The sequence below is a fragment of the Dactylosporangium sp. CS-033363 genome, from assembly GCF_050942475.1.
In the GTDB taxonomy this organism is placed as follows: domain Bacteria; phylum Actinomycetota; class Actinomycetes; order Mycobacteriales; family Micromonosporaceae; genus Dactylosporangium.
Window position 1 is genome coordinate 8,055,843 of the sequence record NZ_CP192032.1, and the last position, 21,258, is coordinate 8,077,100.

18 protein-coding genes are annotated in these 21,258 nt (G+C 71.4%); 8 read left to right on the top strand and 10 right to left on the bottom strand.

Going from position 1 to position 21,258, the window contains the following annotated elements:
• Nucleotides 1-50: 50 nt before the first annotated feature.
• From ACQPZ4_RS37270 to ACQPZ4_RS37285, 4 genes are read right to left on the bottom strand one after another with little or no spacing between them, the layout of a single operon-like run.
• On the bottom strand, nucleotides 51-1,649 hold the full coding sequence (locus tag ACQPZ4_RS37270; protein WP_433046661.1) for an ABC transporter substrate-binding protein: 1,599 nt from the start codon (nucleotides 1,647-1,649) through the stop codon (nucleotides 51-53).
• A 53-nt stretch (nucleotides 1,650-1,702) separates the two neighbouring features.
• Nucleotides 1,703-2,551: a fumarylacetoacetate hydrolase family protein gene (locus ACQPZ4_RS37275; RefSeq protein WP_433046664.1), complete on the bottom strand. Its 849-nt coding sequence runs from the start codon at nucleotides 2,549-2,551 to the stop codon at nucleotides 1,703-1,705.
• The gene (locus ACQPZ4_RS37280; protein WP_433046667.1) at nucleotides 2,538-3,410 is read right to left on the bottom strand and encodes a Gfo/Idh/MocA family protein; all 873 of its coding nucleotides are present in this window, start codon (nucleotides 3,408-3,410) and stop codon (nucleotides 2,538-2,540) included. The genes ACQPZ4_RS37275 and ACQPZ4_RS37280 overlap by 14 nt, the downstream gene beginning before the upstream one ends.
• A complete protein-coding gene (locus ACQPZ4_RS37285) occupies nucleotides 3,407-4,402 on the bottom strand; it encodes a Gfo/Idh/MocA family protein (RefSeq protein WP_433046670.1) in 996 nt (331 codons plus the stop codon). The genes ACQPZ4_RS37280 and ACQPZ4_RS37285 overlap by 4 nt, the downstream gene beginning before the upstream one ends.
• Nucleotides 4,403-4,532: 130 nt before the next feature.
• Between ACQPZ4_RS37285 and ACQPZ4_RS37290 the strand changes: the two genes are divergently transcribed.
• The 4 genes from ACQPZ4_RS37290 to ACQPZ4_RS37305 all read left to right on the top strand — a co-directional run bounded on the left by ACQPZ4_RS37290 (nucleotide 4,533) and on the right by ACQPZ4_RS37305 (nucleotide 9,779).
• Entirely contained in the window at nucleotides 4,533-5,855 is a 1,323-nt protein-coding gene (locus ACQPZ4_RS37290) for an aspartate aminotransferase family protein (RefSeq protein WP_433046673.1), read from the top strand.
• Nucleotides 5,852-7,147 carry a histidinol dehydrogenase gene (hisD, locus tag ACQPZ4_RS37295; RefSeq protein ID WP_433046676.1) on the top strand — a complete coding sequence of 432 codons (1,296 nt, stop codon included), beginning with the start codon at nucleotides 5,852-5,854 and terminating at the stop codon, nucleotides 7,145-7,147. Before ACQPZ4_RS37290 ends, hisD begins: the two co-directional genes overlap by 4 nt.
• Nucleotides 7,144-7,770 (top strand): SGNH/GDSL hydrolase family protein, encoded by a 627-nt coding sequence (locus tag ACQPZ4_RS37300; RefSeq protein ID WP_433046679.1) that lies wholly within the window; start codon nucleotides 7,144-7,146, stop codon nucleotides 7,768-7,770. The genes hisD and ACQPZ4_RS37300 overlap by 4 nt, the downstream gene beginning before the upstream one ends.
• Nucleotides 7,771-8,444: 674 nt before the next feature.
• Nucleotides 8,445-9,779 (top strand): IS4 family transposase, encoded by a 1,335-nt coding sequence (locus ACQPZ4_RS37305; RefSeq protein WP_433046682.1) that lies wholly within the window; start codon nucleotides 8,445-8,447, stop codon nucleotides 9,777-9,779.
• A gap of 277 nt (nucleotides 9,780-10,056) precedes the next feature.
• Here ACQPZ4_RS37305 and ACQPZ4_RS37310 read toward each other — a convergent pair whose 3' ends face one another.
• Together ACQPZ4_RS37310 and ACQPZ4_RS37315 are read right to left on the bottom strand one after the other, a co-directional pair.
• The gene (locus ACQPZ4_RS37310) at nucleotides 10,057-11,073 is read right to left on the bottom strand and encodes a zinc-dependent alcohol dehydrogenase (RefSeq protein WP_433046685.1); all 1,017 of its coding nucleotides are present in this window, start codon (nucleotides 11,071-11,073) and stop codon (nucleotides 10,057-10,059) included.
• The gene (locus ACQPZ4_RS37315) at nucleotides 11,061-11,942 is read right to left on the bottom strand and encodes an SMP-30/gluconolactonase/LRE family protein (protein ID WP_433046688.1); all 882 of its coding nucleotides are present in this window, start codon (nucleotides 11,940-11,942) and stop codon (nucleotides 11,061-11,063) included. Before ACQPZ4_RS37315 ends, ACQPZ4_RS37310 begins: the two co-directional genes overlap by 13 nt.
• 27 nt (nucleotides 11,943-11,969) lie before the next feature.
• Here ACQPZ4_RS37315 and ACQPZ4_RS37320 point away from each other — a divergent pair, with 27 nt between their 5' ends.
• Both ACQPZ4_RS37320 and ACQPZ4_RS37325 read left to right on the top strand, forming a co-directional pair.
• Nucleotides 11,970-13,676, top strand: a complete 1,707-nt coding sequence (locus ACQPZ4_RS37320) for a dihydroxy-acid dehydratase (protein WP_433046691.1) — start codon at nucleotides 11,970-11,972, stop codon at nucleotides 13,674-13,676.
• Between the two features lie 27 nt (nucleotides 13,677-13,703).
• Complete coding sequence (locus ACQPZ4_RS37325; protein WP_433046694.1) at nucleotides 13,704-15,119, top strand: RICIN domain-containing protein; 1,416 nt, start codon at nucleotides 13,704-13,706, stop codon at nucleotides 15,117-15,119.
• Here ACQPZ4_RS37325 and ACQPZ4_RS37330 read toward each other — a convergent pair.
• Complete coding sequence (locus ACQPZ4_RS37330; protein ID WP_433046697.1) at nucleotides 15,116-15,568, bottom strand: winged helix-turn-helix domain-containing protein; 453 nt, start codon at nucleotides 15,566-15,568, stop codon at nucleotides 15,116-15,118. The two genes, ACQPZ4_RS37325 and ACQPZ4_RS37330, sit on opposite strands and share 4 nt — an antisense overlap.
• A gap of 47 nt (nucleotides 15,569-15,615) precedes the next feature.
• Here ACQPZ4_RS37330 and def point away from each other — a divergent pair, with 47 nt between their 5' ends.
• Complete coding sequence (gene def, locus ACQPZ4_RS37335; RefSeq protein WP_433046700.1) at nucleotides 15,616-16,167, top strand: peptide deformylase; 552 nt, start codon at nucleotides 15,616-15,618, stop codon at nucleotides 16,165-16,167.
• An 8-nt stretch (nucleotides 16,168-16,175) separates the two neighbouring features.
• Here def and asnB read toward each other — a convergent pair whose 3' ends face one another.
• On the bottom strand, nucleotides 16,176-18,044 hold the full coding sequence (gene asnB / locus ACQPZ4_RS37340; RefSeq protein WP_433046703.1) for an asparagine synthase (glutamine-hydrolyzing): 1,869 nt from the start codon (nucleotides 18,042-18,044) through the stop codon (nucleotides 16,176-16,178).
• Between the two features lie 133 nt (nucleotides 18,045-18,177).
• Between asnB and ACQPZ4_RS37345 the strand changes: the two genes are divergently transcribed.
• The gene (locus tag ACQPZ4_RS37345) at nucleotides 18,178-19,434 is read left to right on the top strand and encodes an ammonium transporter (protein ID WP_433046706.1); all 1,257 of its coding nucleotides are present in this window, start codon (nucleotides 18,178-18,180) and stop codon (nucleotides 19,432-19,434) included.
• Here the strand turns inward: ACQPZ4_RS37345 and ACQPZ4_RS37350 are convergent.
• Together ACQPZ4_RS37350 and ACQPZ4_RS37355 are read right to left on the bottom strand one after the other, a co-directional pair.
• Nucleotides 19,418-20,617 (bottom strand): MFS transporter, encoded by a 1,200-nt coding sequence (locus tag ACQPZ4_RS37350; RefSeq protein ID WP_433046709.1) that lies wholly within the window; start codon nucleotides 20,615-20,617, stop codon nucleotides 19,418-19,420. The two genes, ACQPZ4_RS37345 and ACQPZ4_RS37350, sit on opposite strands and share 17 nt — an antisense overlap.
• An 18-nt stretch (nucleotides 20,618-20,635) precedes the next feature.
• The gene (locus ACQPZ4_RS37355; RefSeq protein WP_433046712.1) at nucleotides 20,636-21,040 is read right to left on the bottom strand and encodes a DUF4232 domain-containing protein; all 405 of its coding nucleotides are present in this window, start codon (nucleotides 21,038-21,040) and stop codon (nucleotides 20,636-20,638) included.
• Nucleotides 21,041-21,258 lie beyond the last annotated feature (218 nt).

Below are 21,258 nucleotides of genomic sequence, written 5' to 3' on the forward strand. Positions count from 1 at the left end.
TAGAGGCCGGGCGGGTGCTGGACCCGCCCGGCCGTCCATCGTCGATGCGATCAGGCGGTGATGCTCCAGCTCGCCGGGTCCCAGAAGTTCGCGTCCTGGGAACCGGGGGCCCGGAAGCCCTGGACCTTCTTGCTCACGCCCCACAGACCGTACGGGTTGTACAGCCACATGAGGTCGGCCTGCGCGTTGGACTCGACGGCCGCCTGGTCGTAGAGGCTCTTGCGCTGGGCCTGGTCCACCGTCTGGTTCGCCTGCGTCATCAGCCCGTCGAGCTTCTGGTCGCAGAAGAAGTTGATGTTGCCACCGGCCGGGTACTGCTGGGCGCACGCGGTGATCACGTTGATCGCCGAGGAGTCCACGGCGTAGTTGCCGCCGCCGTAGAGGACCATGTCGTACGACTTGTCCTTGTAGGTGCCGGCGATCTGGGCGGCCTGGATGTTGACCAGGTTCACCTTCACGCCGACCGCCGCGAGCTCGCTCTGCACGATGGTCGCCGTGGCGTCCCGGTCGCGCTGGCCGTGCACCCACTGCAGGTTGACGGTCCGGTTGGGGTCCCAGCCGGCGTCGGCCAGCAGCTGCTTGGCCTTCTCGACGTTCTTGGCGTAGTCGTTGAGCCCGGACGGCTCGTTGGCCTTGGCGAAGTCCGACAGGCGCACCTCGGCCTTGCCCATGAGCACCGTCTTGACGATCTGCTGCCGGTCCACGGCGTAGAGGAACGCCTGGCGGACCCGGGCGTCCTTGAAGTAGTCCTTGGACTGGTTCAGCGCGATGCGCACGAACCCGGCGCCCGGCTTCTCCTGGCTGCCGACGTTGCTGAAGCCGGCCACGGTGGCCGCGTCGGTCGGCGAGTAGGAGGCGATGTCGATGCCGCCGTTGCCCAGCTGGGCGGTGGCGACGTCGGACGTCATCGGCTTGAGGTAGACGTCCTTGATCTTCGCCGGGTTGCGGTAGTTCGGGTTCGCGGTGACGTGGACGTACTGGTTGGTCTTGTACTCCACGAACGTGTACGGGCCCATCCCGACCGTCGGCTTGCGGAAGAACTCGTCCTTGGCCACGGCGTCCGGGGCGTCCTTGCCCAGGATGTGCTCGGGCAGGATCCACGGGTAGCCGATGACGGCGAGCAGGCCGAAGTTCGGCGTGGCGGCCTTGATGACGAACGTGTCGTCGTCCGGGGCCGAGAAGCCGGCGATCGTCTGCGCCTTGCCGGAGGTGAAGTCGGCGACGCCCGCGACCCCGGCGTAGCTGCCGGCCGTGGCGCTGGTCGTCTTCGGGTTGGCCAGCAGGTTGTACGTGAACAGCACGTCCTTGGAGGTGAACGGCTGCCCGTCGCTCCACTTCATGCCCTTGCGCAGGTGGAACGTGAAGGTCATGGCGTCCGGCGAGACGTCGTAGCTCTCGGCCAGCCGCGGCTGCAGCTTGTAGTCGGGGTCGACGGCGAGCAGGCCCTCGTAGACGAAGGACATGACCTGCGAGTCGGCGCCGTTGAGCGGGGCCAGCGGGCTGAACACGCCGGCGGGCTCCTGGTACAGGTACACGTTGAGCGACGACTTGCCCGGCGCGGAGGACGGCGTATCCGACTTCGGGCCGGTGCAGGCGGCCATGGCGAGCAACGCCATCGCGGCCGCACCGGCAAGGAACACCCGTTTCATGGGCACCTCTTGGTATCGGGGGGTTGGCAATTCGGAGGTGTTGGGCGCGGCCTTCAGGCCACCGTGTTGCGGAGGGTTCCCAGCGGGCCGAGGTCGACGGTCATCTCGTCGCCGGCCTTGAGGTATTCACCGGTCGCGGCCCCGACCCCGGAGGGGGTGCCGGTGAGGATCACGTCACCGGGTTCCAGGGTCATGAGCCGCGAGGCATGGGCGATCAGCTCGGCGACCGAGAAGATCATGTCCTTGGTCGAGCCGTGCTGCTTGGTGACGCCGTTGACGTCGAGGCGGACCGGGATCGCCTGGGGGTCGCCGGCCTCGTCGGCGCTGAGCAGCCAGGGGCCGAGCGGGGCGAAGCCGTCGCACCACTTGCCGGCCAGCCAGTCGAAGAACCAGACGGCCTTGTCGTCGGTGTCGCGCTCGAAGCCGTAGTCCATGCTTCGCGCCGACACGTCGTTGGACGCCATGTAGCCGGCCACGTGGTCCAGGGCCTCGGCTTCGCTGACGTTGCGGGCCTTGCGGCCGATGACGACCGCGAGCTCGGCCTCCCAGTCGACCTCGTGGCTCACGCCGGGCAGCGGAATGACCGCGCCCGGCCCGACGATCGAGGTGGGCGGCTTGAGGAACAGCCTGGGCGAGAGCCGGGACTTGTCGAGCGGTTCGCCGCCGGTCTCGGTGACGTGGTCCTGGTAGTTGGCCGCCGCGGCGAGCAGCTTGCCGGGCCGCTGCAGTGGAGCCAGTAATGCTACTTCTTCTGGTTGGTGACGGCTCCGAGCGACGTCCTTTGTGGACAGTCCGCTCTCGACAAGCTTCTGGAGATCTCCGTCGCCCAGTTCGGCGATGAGATCGCCTTCAATCCTGCCGTGGCGGACCGCTCCGTCGCGCAGGTAACTAACGAACCGCATCGAGCTGCACTCCCCGGCTCTCCTTGATGGACTGAAGGGCCGCCTCGACGACCCGCTGCGCGCGGACGGCATCGCGCGGGCCGAGCTCGGCACGGCCCGTGCGCACGCCGGCGGCGAGCACGTCGAGCAGCGCGTCGACGGTGCCCGGACCGGTCCACGCGTTCCTGGCTTCCGTTGTGGTGCGCACCTGCAGGGCCGGGCGCGTGGCGTCGGCGACGAGCACGCCGTGCGAGCCACTGATGCGGTACCGGTGCAGCAGCAGGCCGCCGGGGGCGATGCCGTGCACTTCCGGCACGCGGCCCACCACGATGGTGCTGGTGACCCCGCGCTCGTGGTCGAGCTGCAGCGTGTCGAGCGGGCCGCCGGTGGCGCGGACCCCGGTCACCGCGAGGCCGAGCAGGTCGCAGACGATGTCGATGGGGTACAGCCCGAGGTTGAGCAGCTCCCCGCCGGGCGCCGGGTCGCCGCCGGCCACGATGAAGTCGCACTGCACGTTCCACGGCAGCCCGACCCGGCCGGCCCGGACCGCGGCCCGCACCGAGCGCAGGGCGCCGCCGAGGCGCTGGTGGTGGGCCGGCACGACGACGACCCCGCGCTCCTCGGCCAGCGCGGCGAGGCGCTCGCCCTCCTCGGCCGTGGCGGCCAGGGGCTTGTCGGCCAGGACGTGGCGACCGGCCCGGATCTCGCGCTCGATGGCCCCGGCGCGCTCCGCGAGCGGCAGGGCGACCGAGACGACCTCGGCGTCCTCGTCCTCGACGACCGTGAACGCGGGGTGGCGGTCGAAGGCTGGGCGGTACATGTCGCGCTGGTGGTTCTGGGTTCCGATGCCGGCCTCGCCGAGCAGCCTGACGCGGATCATCCGAGCACCTCGTCCAGGCTCACGCGCTCGCCGGTCTCGATCGAGCGCTCGGCGGCCACGCCCATCGCGACCGCGAGCACCGCGTCCTCGACGGGCATCAGCGGCGCCGCGCCGGCAATGCTGTCCAGCCAGGCCCGCAGCTGCCGGGCGAAGCCGTTGCCGCCGGCCGCCGGGACCAGCGCGGGGCCGGTCTCGGCGTAGAGGACCGCGGCCTCGCCCTCCCAGTCCTGGCGGATCGAGCCGCCGGTGCCGGCGACGAACAGCTCGCGCTGGCTGAACGAGCCCGGCCGGTGGGCCCGGCTCATCTCGCACACCGCGGTGGCCCCGTTCGCGTAGTCCACCACCATCTCCAGGTAGTCGTAGATGCCCAGCTCGGCGGCGGTCTGCTTGTGCCCGCGGGCGCTCACGGCGATCGGCCGGGCGCCCAGCCACCAGGTGGCCAGGTCGAGCAGGTGGACGCCGTTGTGCAGGGCGTGCCCGCCGGACTTGGCCGGGTCGGCGACCCAGGCGCTCCAGTCGGGCCAGATCCAGCCGCCGAGGATGGCCAGCCGGACCAGGAACGGGTCGCCGATGTCGGCCACCGCCTCCTTCACCGCGCGGCCGTAGTCGTAGGCGCGGTGGGTGTGCGCGGCCGCCAGGATCAGGCCCTGGCCGGCGAACGTGGACTGCAGCGCCCGGGCGTCGGCTACCGTGGTGGTCAGCGGCTTCTCGATCAGCAGGTGCTTGCCCGCGCCGGCGACCGCGGCGCCGATGCCGGCGTGCGTGAAGTTCGGCGTGCACACGATGGCGGCGTCGACGTCCGGCCAGGCGAGTGCGGCCTCGAGGTCCGTGGCGTGCGGTATGCCACCCTGCGACCGGGCGAACGCGGCCGCGCGGCCGGGGTCGACGTCGACGATCCCGGCGATGCGCGCGCCGGGCGTCACGGCCACGGCGGCACTGTGCGCGTCGGCGATGAACCCGGCCCCGACCAGCAGGATGCCGATCTCGTCCACCTGGCCCCCTTCACTTCTCGGACAGTCGTTTGGAACGTAGTTTCATGTCGTACGGAAGGACTGTCAAGGTCCACTTTTCAAACATGGAACGTCTTGCCATGTTGTCGCACGGTGTTCTAGCGTCCCGGACATGCCCTCTGCACATCAACGGGAGGCCCCGCGCGGGCAGGCGATCGCGGAGCGGGCCGCCCGTGTCATCCCCGGCGGCGTCAACTCCTCCACCCGCTACATCGGCGAGCCCTACGCCTTCGCCGCGGCCGACGGCGCCTACGTGACCGACGCCGACGGCCGGCGGTACCTCGACTACCACGCCGCCTTCGGCGCGATCCTCCTCGGCCACAACCACCCGGTCGTCAACGACGCCGTCCGGAACGCCCTCGGCGGCGTCGACCTCGTCGGCCTCGGCGTGACCGAGGGTGAGGTGGCGCTCGCGGAGCGGATCGCCGACATCATCCCGTCCGCCGAGTCGATGATCGCCACCATGAGCGGCTCGGAGGCCACCGCGCAGGCGATCCGCCTGGCCCGGGCGGTCACCGAGCGCGACCTCATCATCAAGTTCCAGGGCGGCTTCCACGGCTGGCACGACGCCGTCGCCCGCAACGTCATCTCGGCGCCGGACAAGGCCTACGGCCGCGACCCGCTCTCCCGGGGCATCCTGGCCCAGGCGATCGACGCGACCCTCATCGCCGAGTTCAACGACCTCGACTCCGTCGCCGCCCTCTTCGACGAGCACCAGGACCGGGTCGCCGCGGTCATCCTCGAGCCGATCCCGCACAACGTCGGCGCGCTCCTGCCCACCCAGGAGTTCGTCGAGGGCCTGCGCACGCTGACCCGCGACCGGGGCGCCCTGCTCATCTTCGACGAGGTCATCACCGGCTTCCGGCACGCCCTGGGCGGCTACCAGCAGGTCGTCGGGGTCACGCCGGACCTCACCACGTTCGGCAAGGGCATGGCCAACGGCTACCCGATCGGCGGCGTCGCCGGCCGCCGGGACCTCATGGAGCGCTTCAACGGCCGCACCGGCGACGTGCTCATGGCCGGCACCTTCAACGGCAACCCGCTCGCCTGCGCGGCCGCCCTGGCCACCATCGACTACCTGCAGGCCAACCCCGGCTTCTACACCCGCACCCACGAGCTCGGCGCCCGCATGCGCGAGGGCCTCGCCGCCCTCACCGCCGAGCTCGGCATCGAGGCCACCGTGGCCGGCTTCGGCGGCGTCTTCGCGGTGTACTTCGCCAAGGCCCCCGTCCTGGGTTACCGCGACCTCATGCGCAACAACGACAAGGCGTACGTGGCGTTCCACCGCGGCATGACGGAGCGCGGCTTCCTCATGCTGCCGATGGCGCTCAAGCGCAACCACGTCAGCGGCTCGCACACCGCGGCGGAGATCGACCTGACCCTGGAGGCCGCCCGCGAGGTCCTGATCTCGCTGCGCCCTCTGCTGGAGGGATGATGGCTGTTCTGAAGGCTCCCTCGGGCACTCCGGCGGCTTCCGTGGACGTCGCCGAGATCGTCGCCTCGGTCATCGCCGACATCGAGGCCCGCGGCGACGACGCCGTGCGCGACTACTCCGAGAAGTTCGACCACTGGTCGCCGCCGAGCTTCCGCCTCTCCCCCGAGGACATCGAGCGCATCGTCGCCGGCGTCGACCGCCAGGTCATCGACGACATCCGGACCGTCCAGCGCAACGTCGGCGACTTCGCCCGGCGGCAGCTGGAATCCCTGCGGGACTTCGAGGTCGAAACACTGCCCGGGGTGTACCTCGGGCAGAAGTCGATCCCGGTGTCCGCCGCCGGCGCCTACGTCCCCGGCGGCCGCTACCCCCTGGTCGCCTCGGCCCACATGACGGTCGTGACGGCCAAGGTGGCGGGCGTCCCGCGGGTGGCCGCCTGCACCCCACCGATCCGCGGCGAGATCCCGGCGGCCACGGTGGCCGCCATGCACCTGGCCGGCGCCGACGAGATCTATCTGCTGGGCGGCGTCCAGGCGGTCGCCGCCCTGTCGATCGGCACCCGGACGATCGCCAAGGTCGACCTGCTGGCCGGCCCCGGCAACGCGTACGTGGCCGAGGCCAAGCGCCAGCTCTTCGGCCGCGTCGGCATCGACCTGTTCGCCGGCCCGACCGAGATCCTGATCGTCGCCGACGACACCGCGGACCCGTTCATCGTCGCGGTGGACCTGCTCAGCCAGGCCGAGCACGGCCCGGACTCCCCCGCGATCCTGGTCTGCTCCGACGAGCGGGTCGCCCGCGAGGCCCTGGCCCACGTCGAGGCCCTGCTGCCCGGCATGCCGACGAACGACTACGCCGGCCCGGCCTGGCGCGATCACGGCCAGATCATCGTGACCGGCACGACGGAGGAGGCCTTCGCGGTGGCCGACGGCTTCGCCTCGGAACACGTCCAGGTCCTGACCGCCGACCCCCGCCGGGCCCTGGACCTGATGCAGAACTACGGCGCCCTGTTCCTGGGCGAGGGAACCTGCGTCTCGTACGGCGACAAGGTCATCGGCACCAACCACACCCTCCCGACGCGCGGCGCGGCGAGGTACACGGGCGGCCTCTGGGTCGGCAAGTACCTCAAGACCGTCACGTACCAGGAGGTCACGTCCCAGGAGTCGAGCGTCGAACTGGGCCGCCTGTGCGGCCGGGCCGCCCGCGTCGAACTCTTCGAGGGCCACGCCCGCTCGGGCGACGTCCGCGCCGCGAAGTACGCGGGCGACCCGCTGCCCTGGGCCCCGACTCAATGATCTTCGACAGCGGCGACCGGGTCCTGTTCATCGGCGACAGCATCACGGACTGTGGCCGCCAGGGCCCGGCCGCCCCTTTCGGCGACGGGTATTTCAACTTGCTGCGGGCCCTGGTCACGGCCCGCCACCCCGATGTCGCGCTGACCTGGCTGAACCGCGGCATCTCGGGCAACACTGTGCGCCACTTGCGCGAGCGCTGGGAACGCGACGCGCTGGCCGAACGCCCGGACTGGCTGGCGGTGTTCATCGGCATCAACGACGTGTGGCGGTACTTCGGCGACCGCGCGTATGACCACGTGCCGCTGCCGGAGTTCGAGTCGACGCTCCGCTCTTTGCTGACCGAGGCGGTGGAGACGACGGGGTGCCACCTGATCCTGGCTACGCCCTATTTCATCGAGCCCTCGCTGACGGATCCGCAGCGGGCGATGAGCGACCAGTACGCGGGGGTGGTCCGGAAGGTCGCCTCCGACCACGGGGCGCTGCTGGTGGACACGCAGGCCGTGTTCGACGAGTTGCTGGTGTCGCGCCCGGCCGCCGAGTGGGCGCCGGACCGGGTCCATCCGGGCATCGAGGGTCACATGGCCCTCGCGCTCGCGTTCCTGGACGTGATCTCTGCGGCTTGACGCTTTCCACCGGCCCGATGGTCACCACATATGTGCCCTCGGCCGATGGTTCGGGCCGCCTGGCGGCGGCCCACAGGGTTAGCGTGGTCCCGGTTCGACTCTGGTCCAGGTTCGGTGGTCCAGACCGTTGGGGAATGCCGGGTCCGTCGTGGTCGTCATTCGGTGGTACAACCCAGGAATCCGTCTTTTTTCGCAATTTCTCTCCTGGACCACCGAACGTCGACCACCGCGGGTCCGGCTCCTGAATTACGGTCTGGACCACCGAACGGCGACCAAAGTCGTCACCGGGACCACGCTAATACATTCCGGTCGCCTAGCGGCCGGGGACCATCGGCCGAGGGCATATATGTGGTGCCCATCGGTCCGGCGGACGCTTTGAAAACCCCGGCGAGAAATCGCGCCATCTGCAATTCCGAGACCACGAAATTCGGCGTAAAAAGACCCAGGTGCGACAATTACCACGTGGGACAGATGTCATTGTTCGGCCGGGCCGAATTGCAAGCCATGCGCGACACGACCAGACGCCGGAATTACTCTCCCGCCAACGAAGCATTCCGGAAAGAACATAAGCGGCACCGCGACTGGGGACAATGCCACGTAGCTTAAGTTGATCTTGTTGGGTGCTCGGCGTGGTGTGGTGACATCGATGGCGGTTCCGGTTTGGATCGCGGGTCATGACCTCGGTGGTGGTGGATCGGCCGGTGGTGCGTCCTGATCAGGTCACGCTGGGTGTGCTGATCTCGCAGGTGCCGCGGGATGCGGTGGATGACGCGGTGGCGGTGTGCGGTGTGCGGGAGCGGCGTTCGGATGGCAAGCTGCCGGCGCATGTGACGGCGTATCTGACGCTTGCGTTGGCGTTGTTCCCTGACGATGACTATGAGGAGGTCGCCGCGAAGGTGACAGGGTCGCTGGACCGGTTCGGGGTCTGGGACGCGGGCTGGAGCGTGCCGACCTCGTCGGCGATCACGCAGGCCCGGAAACGGCTGGGTCGTGAACTGTTCGCCGAACTGTTCCGCGGCACCTGCGGGCCGGTCGCCGGGCGGGCCGGTCCGGCGGCGGCCGCGGCGGCGCTGGGCGCGGCACGGGGTTCGTTCCTGCGCTCGTGGCGGCTCCTGGCGATCGACGGGTTCGAGATCGACGTGCCTGACACACCCGCGAACGTGGCGGAGTTCGGCTATGCCGGCAGTGGTGAGAAACAGTCGTCGTTCCCCAAAGCCCGGGTCGTGGCCCTCGCCGAGTGCGGCACCCACGCGTTCGTCGCCGCCGCGGTCGGCACCCACACCAGCGGCGAGAAAACCCTCGCCGCCACGCTCTACCCACAGCTGCACGGCGATGAACTGCTGACCGCCGACCGGGGTTTCTACTCCTGGCGCGGCTGGCAGACGGCGCAGGCCACCGGCGCGGCGCTGCTGTGGCGGGCCCCGACGAACCTGCACCTGCCCGTGATCAAGATCCTGCCCGACGGCACCTACCTCAGCATCCTGATCAAACCCGAGATCCGGTTCATCCCACGCCGGGACCGGCTGCTGGCCGCCGCCCGCGCCGGCACCCACCTGGACAACCTCGATCACATCCCCGAGGCGTTCGACCGCCACGGCGAACCGATCGCGCATCTCGTCCGCGTCATCGAGTACGACATCCCCGACCGCGCCGGCGACGGCCACCACGAACTCATCGCCCTGACCACCACCATCCTGAACCCCGCCGACGCCCGCGCCGACGAACTCGCCGCCGCCTACCACCAGCGCTGGGAACAAGAAACCAGCCATGACCAGCTCAAAACCCACCTCCGCGGCCCCGGCCAAGTCCTGCGTTCCCGGCTACCCGACCTCGTCCACCAGGAAATCTGGGCCTACCTCATCGTCCACCACGCCGTCACCGCCCTGATCACCCAAGCCTCCGCCGCCGCCGACCTCGACCCCGACCAGATCTCCTTCACCAAAACCCTCCGCCTGATCCGCCGCACCGCCACCGGAACAGCCGCTATTCCCCCCTCACCACTGGACTGAGCAACTCCCCGACCACCTCCACCACATCACCACCCACCGCATCCCGCCACGACGCGAACGCACCTGCCCCCGCGCCATCAAACGCGTCCGGCACTGCCACTACCGCCTCAAACAACCCGGCGAACCAGCCAGCACCCGCCACGACAAACCCCCAACCATCCGCCACCACCCACTCACCACAAGATCAAACTAAGCTACGTGGCATTGCGACTGGGGACTGGCCCAGCGCCACGCCGGAAAGCTGCGGCGCGAAGTCCTGACTCGTCTGCGGAGACGCCTAACGTTGCTGGAAGGCGAGCAAGGCCGCCGGGTCGACCAGGAGCTTCGGGCCGGGGCCGGCGGTCGCGGGGCGGTTGCCGGCCAGGGCGGCGGCGACCTCGTCCAGGGTGATCGTGGCGCCGACCAGGGGGCGGGGGTCGACCGAGCCGTCGGCGTACGCGGCGATGGCGCCCGGCAGCCCCGCCGAGGCGCCCAGGATGCCGACCGCGGTCACGTCCTTCAGTACCAGCTCGCGGGTGTCGATGGTGCTCGGGACGCCCGACAGTCCGATGTAGACGATGCGGCGGCCCGGTTCCACCAGGTCCAGGGCCAGCGACGGGGAGGTCCGGTCGTTCGTGGCGTCGATCACCGCGTCCCACGGGCCGTCGGTCGCCTCGGGGAAGCCGAGGTCGCGCGCAAGGGCAAGCTGGGCCGGGTCGCGGCCGCGCAGGTGGACGTCCAGGCCCTGGGCTCTGGCGAACAGGGCGGCCAGCAGGCCGATCGTGCCGGTGCCCAGGATCAGCAGGCGTTCGCCCGGAGTCAGGGCCGCGGCGCGGACGCTGCGAAGGGCGTTGCCGCCCGGTTCGACCAGGGCGCCGGCGACCGGGTCCAGGGCGTCGGGCAGGGCGTGCAGGGTGTGGGCGGGGACGGCCAGGCGCTCGGCCAGGGCGCCCGGGATCGCGCCGCGGATGCCGACCTCGTTGCGGTCGGCGCAGACGTGGTGGCGGCCGGCGCGGCAGCGGTGGCACGCGCCGCAGCCGATCATCGTGTCGCCGGTGACGCGGCGGCCCAGCCAGGCGGACTCGGCCTCCGAGCCTGCCGCGGTCACGACGCCGCACCACTCGTGGCCGGGGCGGAGCGGATAGCGGGTGAGGCCCGTCTGCAGGTAGCTCAGGTCACCTGCGAAGAGCTCCACGTCGGTACCGCACAAGCCCGCCCGTTCCACCGCGACGACCACCTCGCCGGGGCGCGCGACGGGGTCCGGCACCTCGTGGACCTCGGCCCGGCTCGGGCCGGCGAAGACTAGGGCGCGCACGCCGGCGGAACCCAGGACGGGGTCGGCAGGCCGTGCACGCCCACGCGGGCGGTGAAGATGCGGCCGGCGTCCGGGAACTCGGGGCGGCGCTCGCGGGGCATGCCGCGGGCGGCGGTGGTGATCACGAGGAGGTCGCCGGCGAACGTGCAGCTCGAGGTGTTCAGGGCCGGTACGTCCACCGTGGCGAGCAGGGCGCCCGCAGGCGAGCGGCACTCGACCCGGGCGCCGCCCCAGACGGCGATCCACAGGTTGCCCTCGGCGTCGGTGCACATGCCGTCGGGGTGGCCGTCGGCGATGGTGAGCAGGTCGCGGCGCTCGCCCACGGCGCCGGTGGCCGGGTCGTAGTCGCGGACGCGGACCAGGCCGGGGAGGGTGTCGACGCTGTAGAAGCGGTCGCCCGCCGGGCTCCAGGCCAGGCCGTTGGACAGGTCCAGGTCGGCGTCCAGGACCGTCACGCCCGAGTCCTCCAAACGGACCAGGACCTCCTCGCCGCGCCGGTCGTCCTGGGCCAGGCTGCCGACCAGGAACCGGCCCGCGGGGTCCACGGCGCCGTCGTTCAGGCGGCTCGCGCGGTCCTCCGGCAGAACCCGGGCCACGTGGGTCCTCGTGTCGTCCAGACCGACCCGGGTCAGGGTGTGCCGCTCGGCGACCAGCAGTGTGCCGTCGCCGGCGAAGGCGACCGCCCCGACGGTGTCGGCGAAGGTCCAGGATCGGCGGGCATGGACGGTACCGTCGACGCCAAGGGATCCCTCGTGGACCGTGTTGGCGAGGATGTCCACCCAGAGCAGGCGGGACCGCGCCTCGTCCCACACCGGGCCCTCGCCCAGCGCGAAGGCGGCGTCGGTGGCGGGGCGCGCGGTGAACCGCATACCCCGGAACAGTACTACCCTCGATGCATGCCCGGGCGACGCAGCGCGCAGTGGTACGGCGGGGACGATCGCAACGCGTACATCCACCGCGCCTGGATGCGCCGCGGCCTGCCCGCCGGCGCGTTCGACGGGCGGCCGCACATCGCGATCGCCAACACGGCCAGCGACCTGACCCCCTGCAACGCGCACCTCGACGAGGTCGCGCGCAGCGTGGCCAACGGGGTGTACGAGGCCGGGGGCATCCCGCTCGACCTGCCCGTCGTGTCGCTGGGCGAGACGCAGGTGCGCCCGACCGCGATGCTCTGGCGCAACATGGCCGCGATGGCCACCGAGGAGATGCTGCGGGCCAACCCGATCGACGGGGTGGTGCTGCTCGGCGGCTGCGACAAGACCATCCCGGCGCTGCTCATGGCCGCGTGCTCGGTCGACCTGCCGGCCGTGGTGGTGCCGGGCGGGCCGATGCTCACCGGCACGTTCCGCGGCGTCCCGCTCGGCTGCGGCACCGACGTGTGGAAGCTGTCGGAGGAGGTGCGCGCGGGCACGCTGTCCGAGCGCGCGTTCCTGGACTCCGAGTCGTCGATGATCCGCAGCCGGGGGCACTGCAACACGATGGGTACCGCCTCCACGATGGGCCTGCTCGCGGAGGTCCTCGGGATGACGCTGCCGGGCGTCGCCGGCACCCCGGCCCCGGACAGCCGCCTGCTCGCGGCGTCGCACGCCACCGGCGTCCTGGCCGTGGAGCTGGCGAACCGGGAACGGCGGCCCAGTGCGGTACTGACGCGGGGCTCGTTCTTGAACGCGATCGTGGCCCTGGCCGCCCTCGGCGGGTCGACCAACGCCGTCGTGCACCTGCTCGCCATCGCCGGGCGGGCCGGGATCGAGCTGACGCTGGACGACTTCGACCGCGCCGGGGCCGGGGTGCCGCTGCTGGTCGACCTCCAGCCGGCCGGGCGCTTCCTGATGGAGGACTTCCACCGGGCGGGCGGGCTGCATGCGGTACTGGCGGAGGTTCTGGATCTTTTGGACCCGGACGCGTCCACCGTGACCGGGCGGCCACTGGTCGAGCACCTGGCCGGCGCGCGGATCTGGGACGCGCAGGTGATCCGCCCGCGCGCCGAGCCGCTGCAGCCGCACGCCGGGATCGCCGTGCTGCGCGGCAACCTGGCCCCGGACGGCGCGGTCATCAAGCCGGCCGCCGCCTCCCCGCACCTGCTGCGGCACCGCGGCCCGGCGGTCGTGTTCGACTCGGTCGAGGATCTGCGGGCCCGGCTCGACGATCCCGCGCTGGACGTCACCGCCGACTCGGTGCTCGTGCTGCGGGGGTGCGGGCCGAAGGGGTACCCCGGCATGCCCGAGGTCGCCAACACGCCCATCCCGGCCAAGCTGCTCAACCAGGGCGTCCGCGACATGGTGCGGATCTGCGACGGGCGGATGAGCGGCACCGCGTACGGCACGGTCGTCCTGCATGCCGCCCCCGAGGCGGCCGCCGGCGGTCCCCTGGCGCGGGTGCGCACCGGCGACATGATCGCGCTGGACGTGGCCGCCCGCACGCTGCACGCCGAGGCCGACCTGGACGCGCGGGAGCCGTCGGCGGCGTTCCTGGCCGCGCTGGCCCGCCCGGCGCGGGGCTGGGAGCGCCTGTACGTCGACACCGTCCGCCAGGCCGACACCGGGGCCGACCTCGACTTCCTGCTCGGCGCCAGCGGAGATCAGGTCCCGCGCGAGTCCCACTGAAGCGGTCGGGTGTGCTCCTATGTGAGCATGAAGACATTGAAGTACATCATGGTCTTGGCCGTCCTCGGCACGTTCTTCTGGGCGGCGAGCCCGGCCCACGCCGCGGCCGTCACCGTCCAAAGTGGAGTGCAGCTGCGCGACACGGCGGGCAACCTGCTGCACGCGCACGGCGGCGGGGTGATCAAGGCCGGCGGCTACTGGTACTGGTTCGGCGAGAACCGCAACGCCAACGACACCTTCCGGTACGTCGACGTGTACCGCTCCACGGACCTGCGCACCTGGGAGTTCCGCAACCACGCGCTGACCCAGTCGTCGGCGGCGGAACTGGGCTCGGCGAAGATCGAGCGGCCCAAGGTGATCTACAACAGTTCGACGGGCCAGTTCGTCATGTGGATGCACAAGGAGAACGGCAGCGACTACGGCGAGGCGCGGGCCGCGGTCGCCACCTCGTCCACGGTTGATGGAAGTTACACGTATCGCGGCAGTTTCCGGCCGCTGAGTTACATGTCCCGCGACATCACGCTGTTCCAGGACGACGACGGCTCGGCGTACATGATCTCGGCGGCGAACGAGAACGCGGACCTGCACGTCTACCGGCTCACGAGCGACTACCTGAACGTGAGCACCCGGGTGCAGCGGCTCTGGCCGGGCTCGTCGCGCGAGGCGCCGGCGATGTTCAAGCGCAACGGGGTGTACTTCCTGCTGACCTCGGCCGCCACCGGCTGGGGACCGAACCAGCAGCAGTACGGGACCGCGACAAGTGTTACCGGAACATGGAGCAGCCTGGCCAACGTCGGGGACAACACGGCCTTCGGCTCGCAGACGGCATACGTGCTGCCGGTCGGCGGGTCGTACCTCTACCTGGGCGACCGCTGGGCGGGGGCGTGGGGCGGGCCGGTCAACGACTCGCAGTACGTGTGGCTGGCGCTGTCGTTCCCGACCAGCACGTCGATGGCGCTGAGCTGGGCGCCGCAGCTGAGCATCGACGCCGCCGCCGGCACAGTTTCAGCAACAGCCGGCCCGGCGGAGCAGCTTGTTGCACGGCACAGCGGCAAGTGCCTCGACGTCAGCTCGGGGTCGGCGGCGGACGGGGCGCGGTCGTTGCAGTACACCTGCGGCAGCGGGCTGAACCAGCGCTTCACGGTGCAGGACCTGGGCACCGGCTACGTGCGGCTGGTCGCGCGGCACAGCGGCAAGTGCCTGGACGTCAACGGCGCCTCGACCGCCGACGGCGCGACGGTGATCCAGTGGACGTGCGGCGGCGGCACGAACCAGCAGTGGCAGGTGCAGAGCGCGGGCTCGGGCTACGTCCGGTTCGTGGCCCGGCACAGCGGCAAGTGCCTGGACGTGGCCGACGCCTCGACGGCCGACGGGGCGGGCGGGCTGCAGTGGGCGTGCAACGGGGGTACCAACCAGCAGTGGACCCGCCGCGTGGTCGCCTAGTCGAGGAGGGGGAAGAAGCGCGCGACGGCCGCCACCGGGCCGCGATCGGGTCCGGGGCGGCCGCCGTAGCCGGCGATGAGCGCGCGGACGGCGTTGCCGAGCTCGGCCAGCTCCTGCGGGGTGAGGTACACGACCTCGCTGAAGGCCTGGTCGCGCCGCCACCGCCGCGGGGCCCGGTCGCGCACGGCGAGCCAGTGCTGGTAGCTCTCGTCCTCGAGCCCGCGGTTGAGGTCGCTTTGCAAAGCCTCCTCTTGGCGTAGCCGCCACGGCTTCGCGCGTCCCTCCGCGGGCACCTCCTCGACGGTGCCGGCCCGGGCCAGCTGCCGGAGGTGGAACGAGTAGAGGCCCGAGCTGCCGCCCAGCTCACGGGCCGCCTCCGTGGAGGTCACGGTGCCGCGCTGCTTGAGCAGTTCGACGAGCGCGGCGCGCACGGGGTGTTCGTCCACCATGGTGCCAAGTATGCTGCTTTGCAAAGGACGATGCAAAGGGGCGTGCCATGAGCGTGGTTCCGGTCAGGATGTTCGGCGATCCGGTCCTCACCACCGCGACCGACGAGGTGCACACGTTCGACGCCGAACTGCGCCGCCTCGTGCGCGACCTGTTCGACACCCTGGAGTCGGAGCGCGGCTCGGGCCTGGCCGCCAACCAGATCGGCGTGGCCGTACGGGCCTTCGTCTTCCACGTCGACGGCGTGCACGGCCACCTCGTGAACCCGGTCCTGGACTTCCCCGACGCCGAGGAGCAGGACGGCCCCGAGGGCTGCCTGTCGATGCCGGGCCTGTACTTCGACACCGTCCGCCGCCAGCACGTGGTGGCCAAGGGCTGGTCCGACCGCGGCGACCCGCTGCAGGTGGTCGGCACCGGGGAGCTGGCGCGCTGCCTGCAGCACGAGACCGACCACCTCGACGGCGTCCTCTTCATCGACCGCATGGACACGCCCCGCCGCCGCGCCGCGATGCGCGAGATCCGCTCGGCCCCCTGGTTCGGCGGCCCGGCCGCCCCGCGGGTGCAGGTGAGCCCGCACCCCATCTTCGGACGGATCCGCTAGAGCAACAGCTAGAGCTCCAGGCGCACCGGGTTGTGGCGGAGCCAGAGGTCGAGGGCCAGGCACTGCTCGATCTGGCGGCGGACCGGGGCGAAGCCGTCGTGCTCGTACGGGGCCGAGGCCAGCGCCGCCACCTTGGCCGGGTCCAGCAGGTCGGCGGCCGGGGAGTCCATGGTCGCGGTGAGCAGGGCCTCGCGCAGGGCGCGCTCGTACCGCTCGTCCTGGGTCTGCGGGTACGGGCTCTTGACGCGGGCCAGGACCGAGGCCGGCAGCGCGTCCGACGCCGCGGCGCGCAGGAGGCTCTTCTCGCGGCCGTCGAAGGTCTTCATCGACCAGGGGGTGTTGTAGACGTACTGCACGAGCCGGTGGTCGCAGAAAGGCACGCGCACCTCCAGGCCGTGGGCCATGCTCATGCGGTCCTTGCGGTCCAGCAGGATCTGCACGAAGCGGGTCAGGTGCAGGTAGGAGATCTCGCGCATGCGGCGGTTGCGCGGGTCCGGGTCGTCGCCGTGGTCGACCTCGGCGATGGCGGCGCGGTAGGCGGCGTCGCGGTACTCCAGCATGCGCAGCGAGTCGTGCACGTCCCGGTCCAGGGCGCCGCCGCTCAGGTCGCCCGCCAGGTCGTTGCCGGGGATGTCCTCCGGGGCGAGCGCGGCCAGCCACGGGAAGTTGGCCTGCTCGATCACGGCGGGCTGGTGGAACCACGCGTACCCGCCGAAGACCTCGTCGGCCGCCTCGCCGGACAGGGCCACCGTGGAGTGCTCCCGGACCGAGCGGAAGAGCAGGTACAGCGACGTGTACAGGTCGCCGCCGAACGTCGGCTGGTCCATCGCGGTCACCACGGCCGAGCGGCTCAGCGGGTCCATGAGGGTCGCCGCGTCCAGCACGATGTCCTCGTGGTCGACCGACAGGTGCTTGACCACGTCGTGGACGAACGGGGTGTCCGGGGTGGCCCGCATCGGGTCGGGGCGGAAGTGCTCGGTCTGGCCCACGAAGTCGACCGCGAACGAGCGCAGCGGGCCCTCGCCGCGGCCGCTCAGCGCGGACTGGGCGAGCGCGGTGATGGCGGAGGAGTCGAGGCCGCCGGAGAGCAGGGCGCACATCGGCACGTCGGCGATCGTCTGCCGGGCCACGATGTCGTCCAGCAGCCCGCGGACGGTGGCGACGGTGGTGTCCAGGTCGTCGCGGTGCTCCTCGTAGGAGGGCCGCCAGTACTGCCGGTGGTGCACCCCCTCCGCGTCGACCCGCACGAGGGATCCGGGTACCACCTCATGCAGGTCGCGGTAGATCGCGTGCCCGGGGGTCTTGACGAAGGCGAGCAGCTCGCGCAGGCCGCCGGTGTCCACGACCGCCTCGGCGAGCGGGTGCGCGAACACGGCCTTGGGCTCGGAGGCGAACAGGACCGTGCCGGGGACGCCGGTGTAGTAGAACAGCGGCTTGACCCCCATCCGGTCGCGGACCAGGACCAGCTGCTCGCGGCGGACGTCCCAGACGCCGAACGCGTACATGCCGTTGAGCCGGTCGACGAAGTCCTCGCCCCACTCGAGGTAGGCGTGCAGCATCACCTCGGTGTCGCTGTCCGTCTTGAAGACGTGGCCGCGGCCGCGCAGTTCGTCGCGCAGCTCGAGGTAGTTGTACAGCTCCCCGCTGTACGTGATGGTGGCGACCTCCCGCCCGTCGTGCTCGACCGTCATCGGCTGGTCGCCGGTGAGCAGGTCGATGACGGCGAGGCGGCGGTGGCCGAAGGCGACGTGCTCGCGGACCCACACGCCCTCCGCGTCGGGCCCGCGCTGCACCATCCGGCCGGTCATGGCCCGCAACGCCGCGCGCTCGCGGCGAAGGTCACGACCGAAATCAACCCAACCGACGATTCCACACATGCTCGGGCCCTTCCCCGGTTACGGGCCTGTAACCAACCTGGGTCCTGCGTAACACCGGGGAAACTCGACGGAACCCGGCGCGAAACGGCGGCCCGGCACGCTGACGCGGCCGCAAGTCGATCGAGGGGGACGCATGCCCGAAGGGTTCAGCGCCGGCGACACCGCCTGGCTGCTCGTCAGCGCCGCACTGGTCCTGCTGATGGTGCCCGGCCTGGCGCTGTTCTACGGCGGGATGGTCCGGATGAAGAGCGCCCTCAACATGCTGATGATGTCGTTCGCCTGCCTGGCCGTGGTCACCGTGGTGTGGGTGCTGGCCGGCTACTCCCTCGCCTTCGGCCCGGACGTCGGCGGGCTGATCGGCTCGCTGCGCCACGCCGGGATGGCGGGCGTCGGGGTGCACGATCTCACCGGGACGGTACCGACGGCGGCCTTCGCTTCGTTCCAGCTCATGTTCGCGGTCATCACCGCGGCACTGCTCTCCGGGGCCATCGCCGACCGGGCCAAGTTCGGGGCGTGGATCGGGTTCGTCGCCGTGTGGGTGCTCGTGGTCTACGTGCCGATCGCCCACTGGGTGTTCGGCGGCGGCTGGATCGCCACCCACCTGCACATCCTCGACCTGGCCGGCGGCACCGTGGTCGAGGTGAACTCGGGCGCCTCCGGGCTCGCCCTCGCGCTGGTGCTGGGGCCGCGGCTGGGGTTCCGGGCCGACCCGATGCGCCCGCACAGCCTGCCCCTGGTCGTACTCGGCGCGGGCCTGCTCTGGTTCGGCTGGTTCGGCTTCAACGCGGGCTCGGCGCTGACGGCGGGCGGGGCGGCCGCCATGGCGTTCCTGAACACGCAGGTCGCCGGGGCGGCCGCGGTCTGCGGCTGGCTGATCGTCGAGCGGTTCCGCGACGGGCACCCGACCACCCTCGGGGCGGCCTCGGGCGCGGTGGCCGGGCTGGTCGCGATCACCCCGTCGTGCGGGTCGGTCAACCCGTTCGGGGCGCTCGTCATCGGCGCCGTGGCCGGGGTGGCGTGCGCGTACGCGGTCGGGTTGAAGTACCGGCTGGGCTACGACGACTCGCTCGACGTGGCCGGCGTGCACGGCGTCGGCGGGCTCATCGGCACGCTGCTCATCGGGCTGTTCGCGACCGCGGCGGTGACCGGCGGCGACAGCGGGCTGTTCTACGGCGGCGGGGCCGGGCTGCTGGGCCGGCAGGCGCTCGCGGTGCTGGTCGTGGCCGGGTACGCGTTCGGGGTGACGTGGCTCGTGGCCAAGGGCATCGACCGGCTGGTCGGCTTCCGCGTCCCGCCCGGCCACGAGCAGGCCGGCCTCGACCTGATCACGCACGCCGAGAGCGCCTACGAGCTGCACACCACGGGGACCCGGGTCAGCCACCTGGCGTAGCGATGGCCGGAGCGGGAGTTCGAGCGACCAGCAGCCGCCAGACCGCCAGTTGTACGACGGAAAGCGTCAGCGCGAACGGCAGCAGCGTCCAGATCCCGACGTGCTGGGCCATCCAGCCCGCCAGCCAGGGCAGGAACGACCCGCCGAGCAGGGACAGGCCGTTCATCACGCCGATCGCGGTGGCCATCAGCCGCTGCGGCACCAGCTGCGGGGTGACCGCCATCGCGGTCGGGAACAGCGGCCCGAGGAAGAACCCGAGCAGCACGAAGCCCGCGGTCGCGAGGGATGCCGTCGGTACCGCCCACAGCAGCGCCGACGCGCCCGTCACGCCGAGCAGGCAGGCCGTCGCCATGCTCGCCGCCGACATCCCCGCCCGGGTCGCGAGCGGGCTGATGAGGAAGCGGCCCAGGGTGAGGCCGAGCCAGTAGCCGCTGACCGTGTACCCGGCGACGACGTCGGGCTCGCCGTGCTCCTTGACGAGATAGGTGAAGGCCCACGTGCCGACGCCGATCTCCAGCCCGACGTACACGATGAGGAACAGCGAACCGAGGACCACCGCGCGGGTGCGCACCGCCTCCAGGAACACGCCCCTCGGGCGCTCGGCGCCGGCGTGCTCGGCCGCCGGGGCGCGGCGCGGATAGGCCAGCAGGAACCCGGCGGCCAGCGGCAGGCACAGCACGCCGAGGACGAGCCAGACCGCGGTCCAGCTGGTGTACTGCAGCATCCACGCCGCGAGCAGCGGCCCGAGCAGCGCGCCGACGCCGAAGAACGCGTGCAGCCGGTTCAGCAGCGTGGTGGAGTCCGGCAGCTCGGCCAGGAAGACGTTCAGGATCGACTCGAGGATCCCGGTGCCGTAGCCGACGAGCAGCTGCACGGCGACCAGGATCGCGAACGACGGGCGCACGGCCATGGCGAACGCGCCGGCGGCGTAGAACACCGCCCCGACGACGAGCGCCATGCGCACGTGCACCCGGTGCAACAGCGCCCCGGCGGTCGCCCCGGCCGCGAGGTACCCGGCCGAGGTGGTGAAGAAGGTGATGCCGATCGTGGCCTCGTCGATGCGGTAGTCCGCGATCTGCGCCGGGATGAGCACCCCGGCGACCCCCGCGCTGAGGCCGACGAGCACGAACGTGGCGTACGACAGCACGACCGGCGCCCAGCCCGGGCGGCGCACGAGATTCACCGCCGAATGGTACGGGTTTTACTCGCTCGCGCCAGTCTCCACCGGGCCGACCTGGGCGCGCCCCACGCCGTCGGCCGAGCACACCTGCTGCTGGAACGGCACGAAGTCGGCGGCCGTCTCGTCCGGCAGGTACACGCGGTAGCCCCGGATCTCGATCGGCTTGCACGAGTCGCCGAAGTTGCCCGGCTGCGGGCTGCGGATCTGGGCGTGCGCGGCCTGCGCGGGCTGCAGCGAGAGCTGCTTGGGCGCGATGCTCGTGTCGCGCTCGGCCGGCTGGTTGACCTGCTGCCCGTTGTCCCCGGTCACCCAGGAGACGCCGGGGTAGCCCTCCAGCGTGCAGGTCTTCGAGGTCGCGTTGGTCAGGATCAGCCAGAGGTACTGGCTGCCGGCCGCGCCGCCACCGGGTGCGCCCTGCACGGCCATCTTGACATCGCCGTGATGACAGCGCGTGTCCGCCTTCGGGGCCTCCGACGGCATCATCGACGGCTCGGCTTGTTGTGTTTCGGACGACGCCGGTGCGGCAGCTGTGCCATCGGTGGTGCTACCGCATCCGGCGACGGTGGCCAGCAGCGCGATTCCCAGTAGGGCCTTGCTTCGGTTCATGATTGCTCCTCCCCCACCCGGTTACCCAGGCGCCCAAA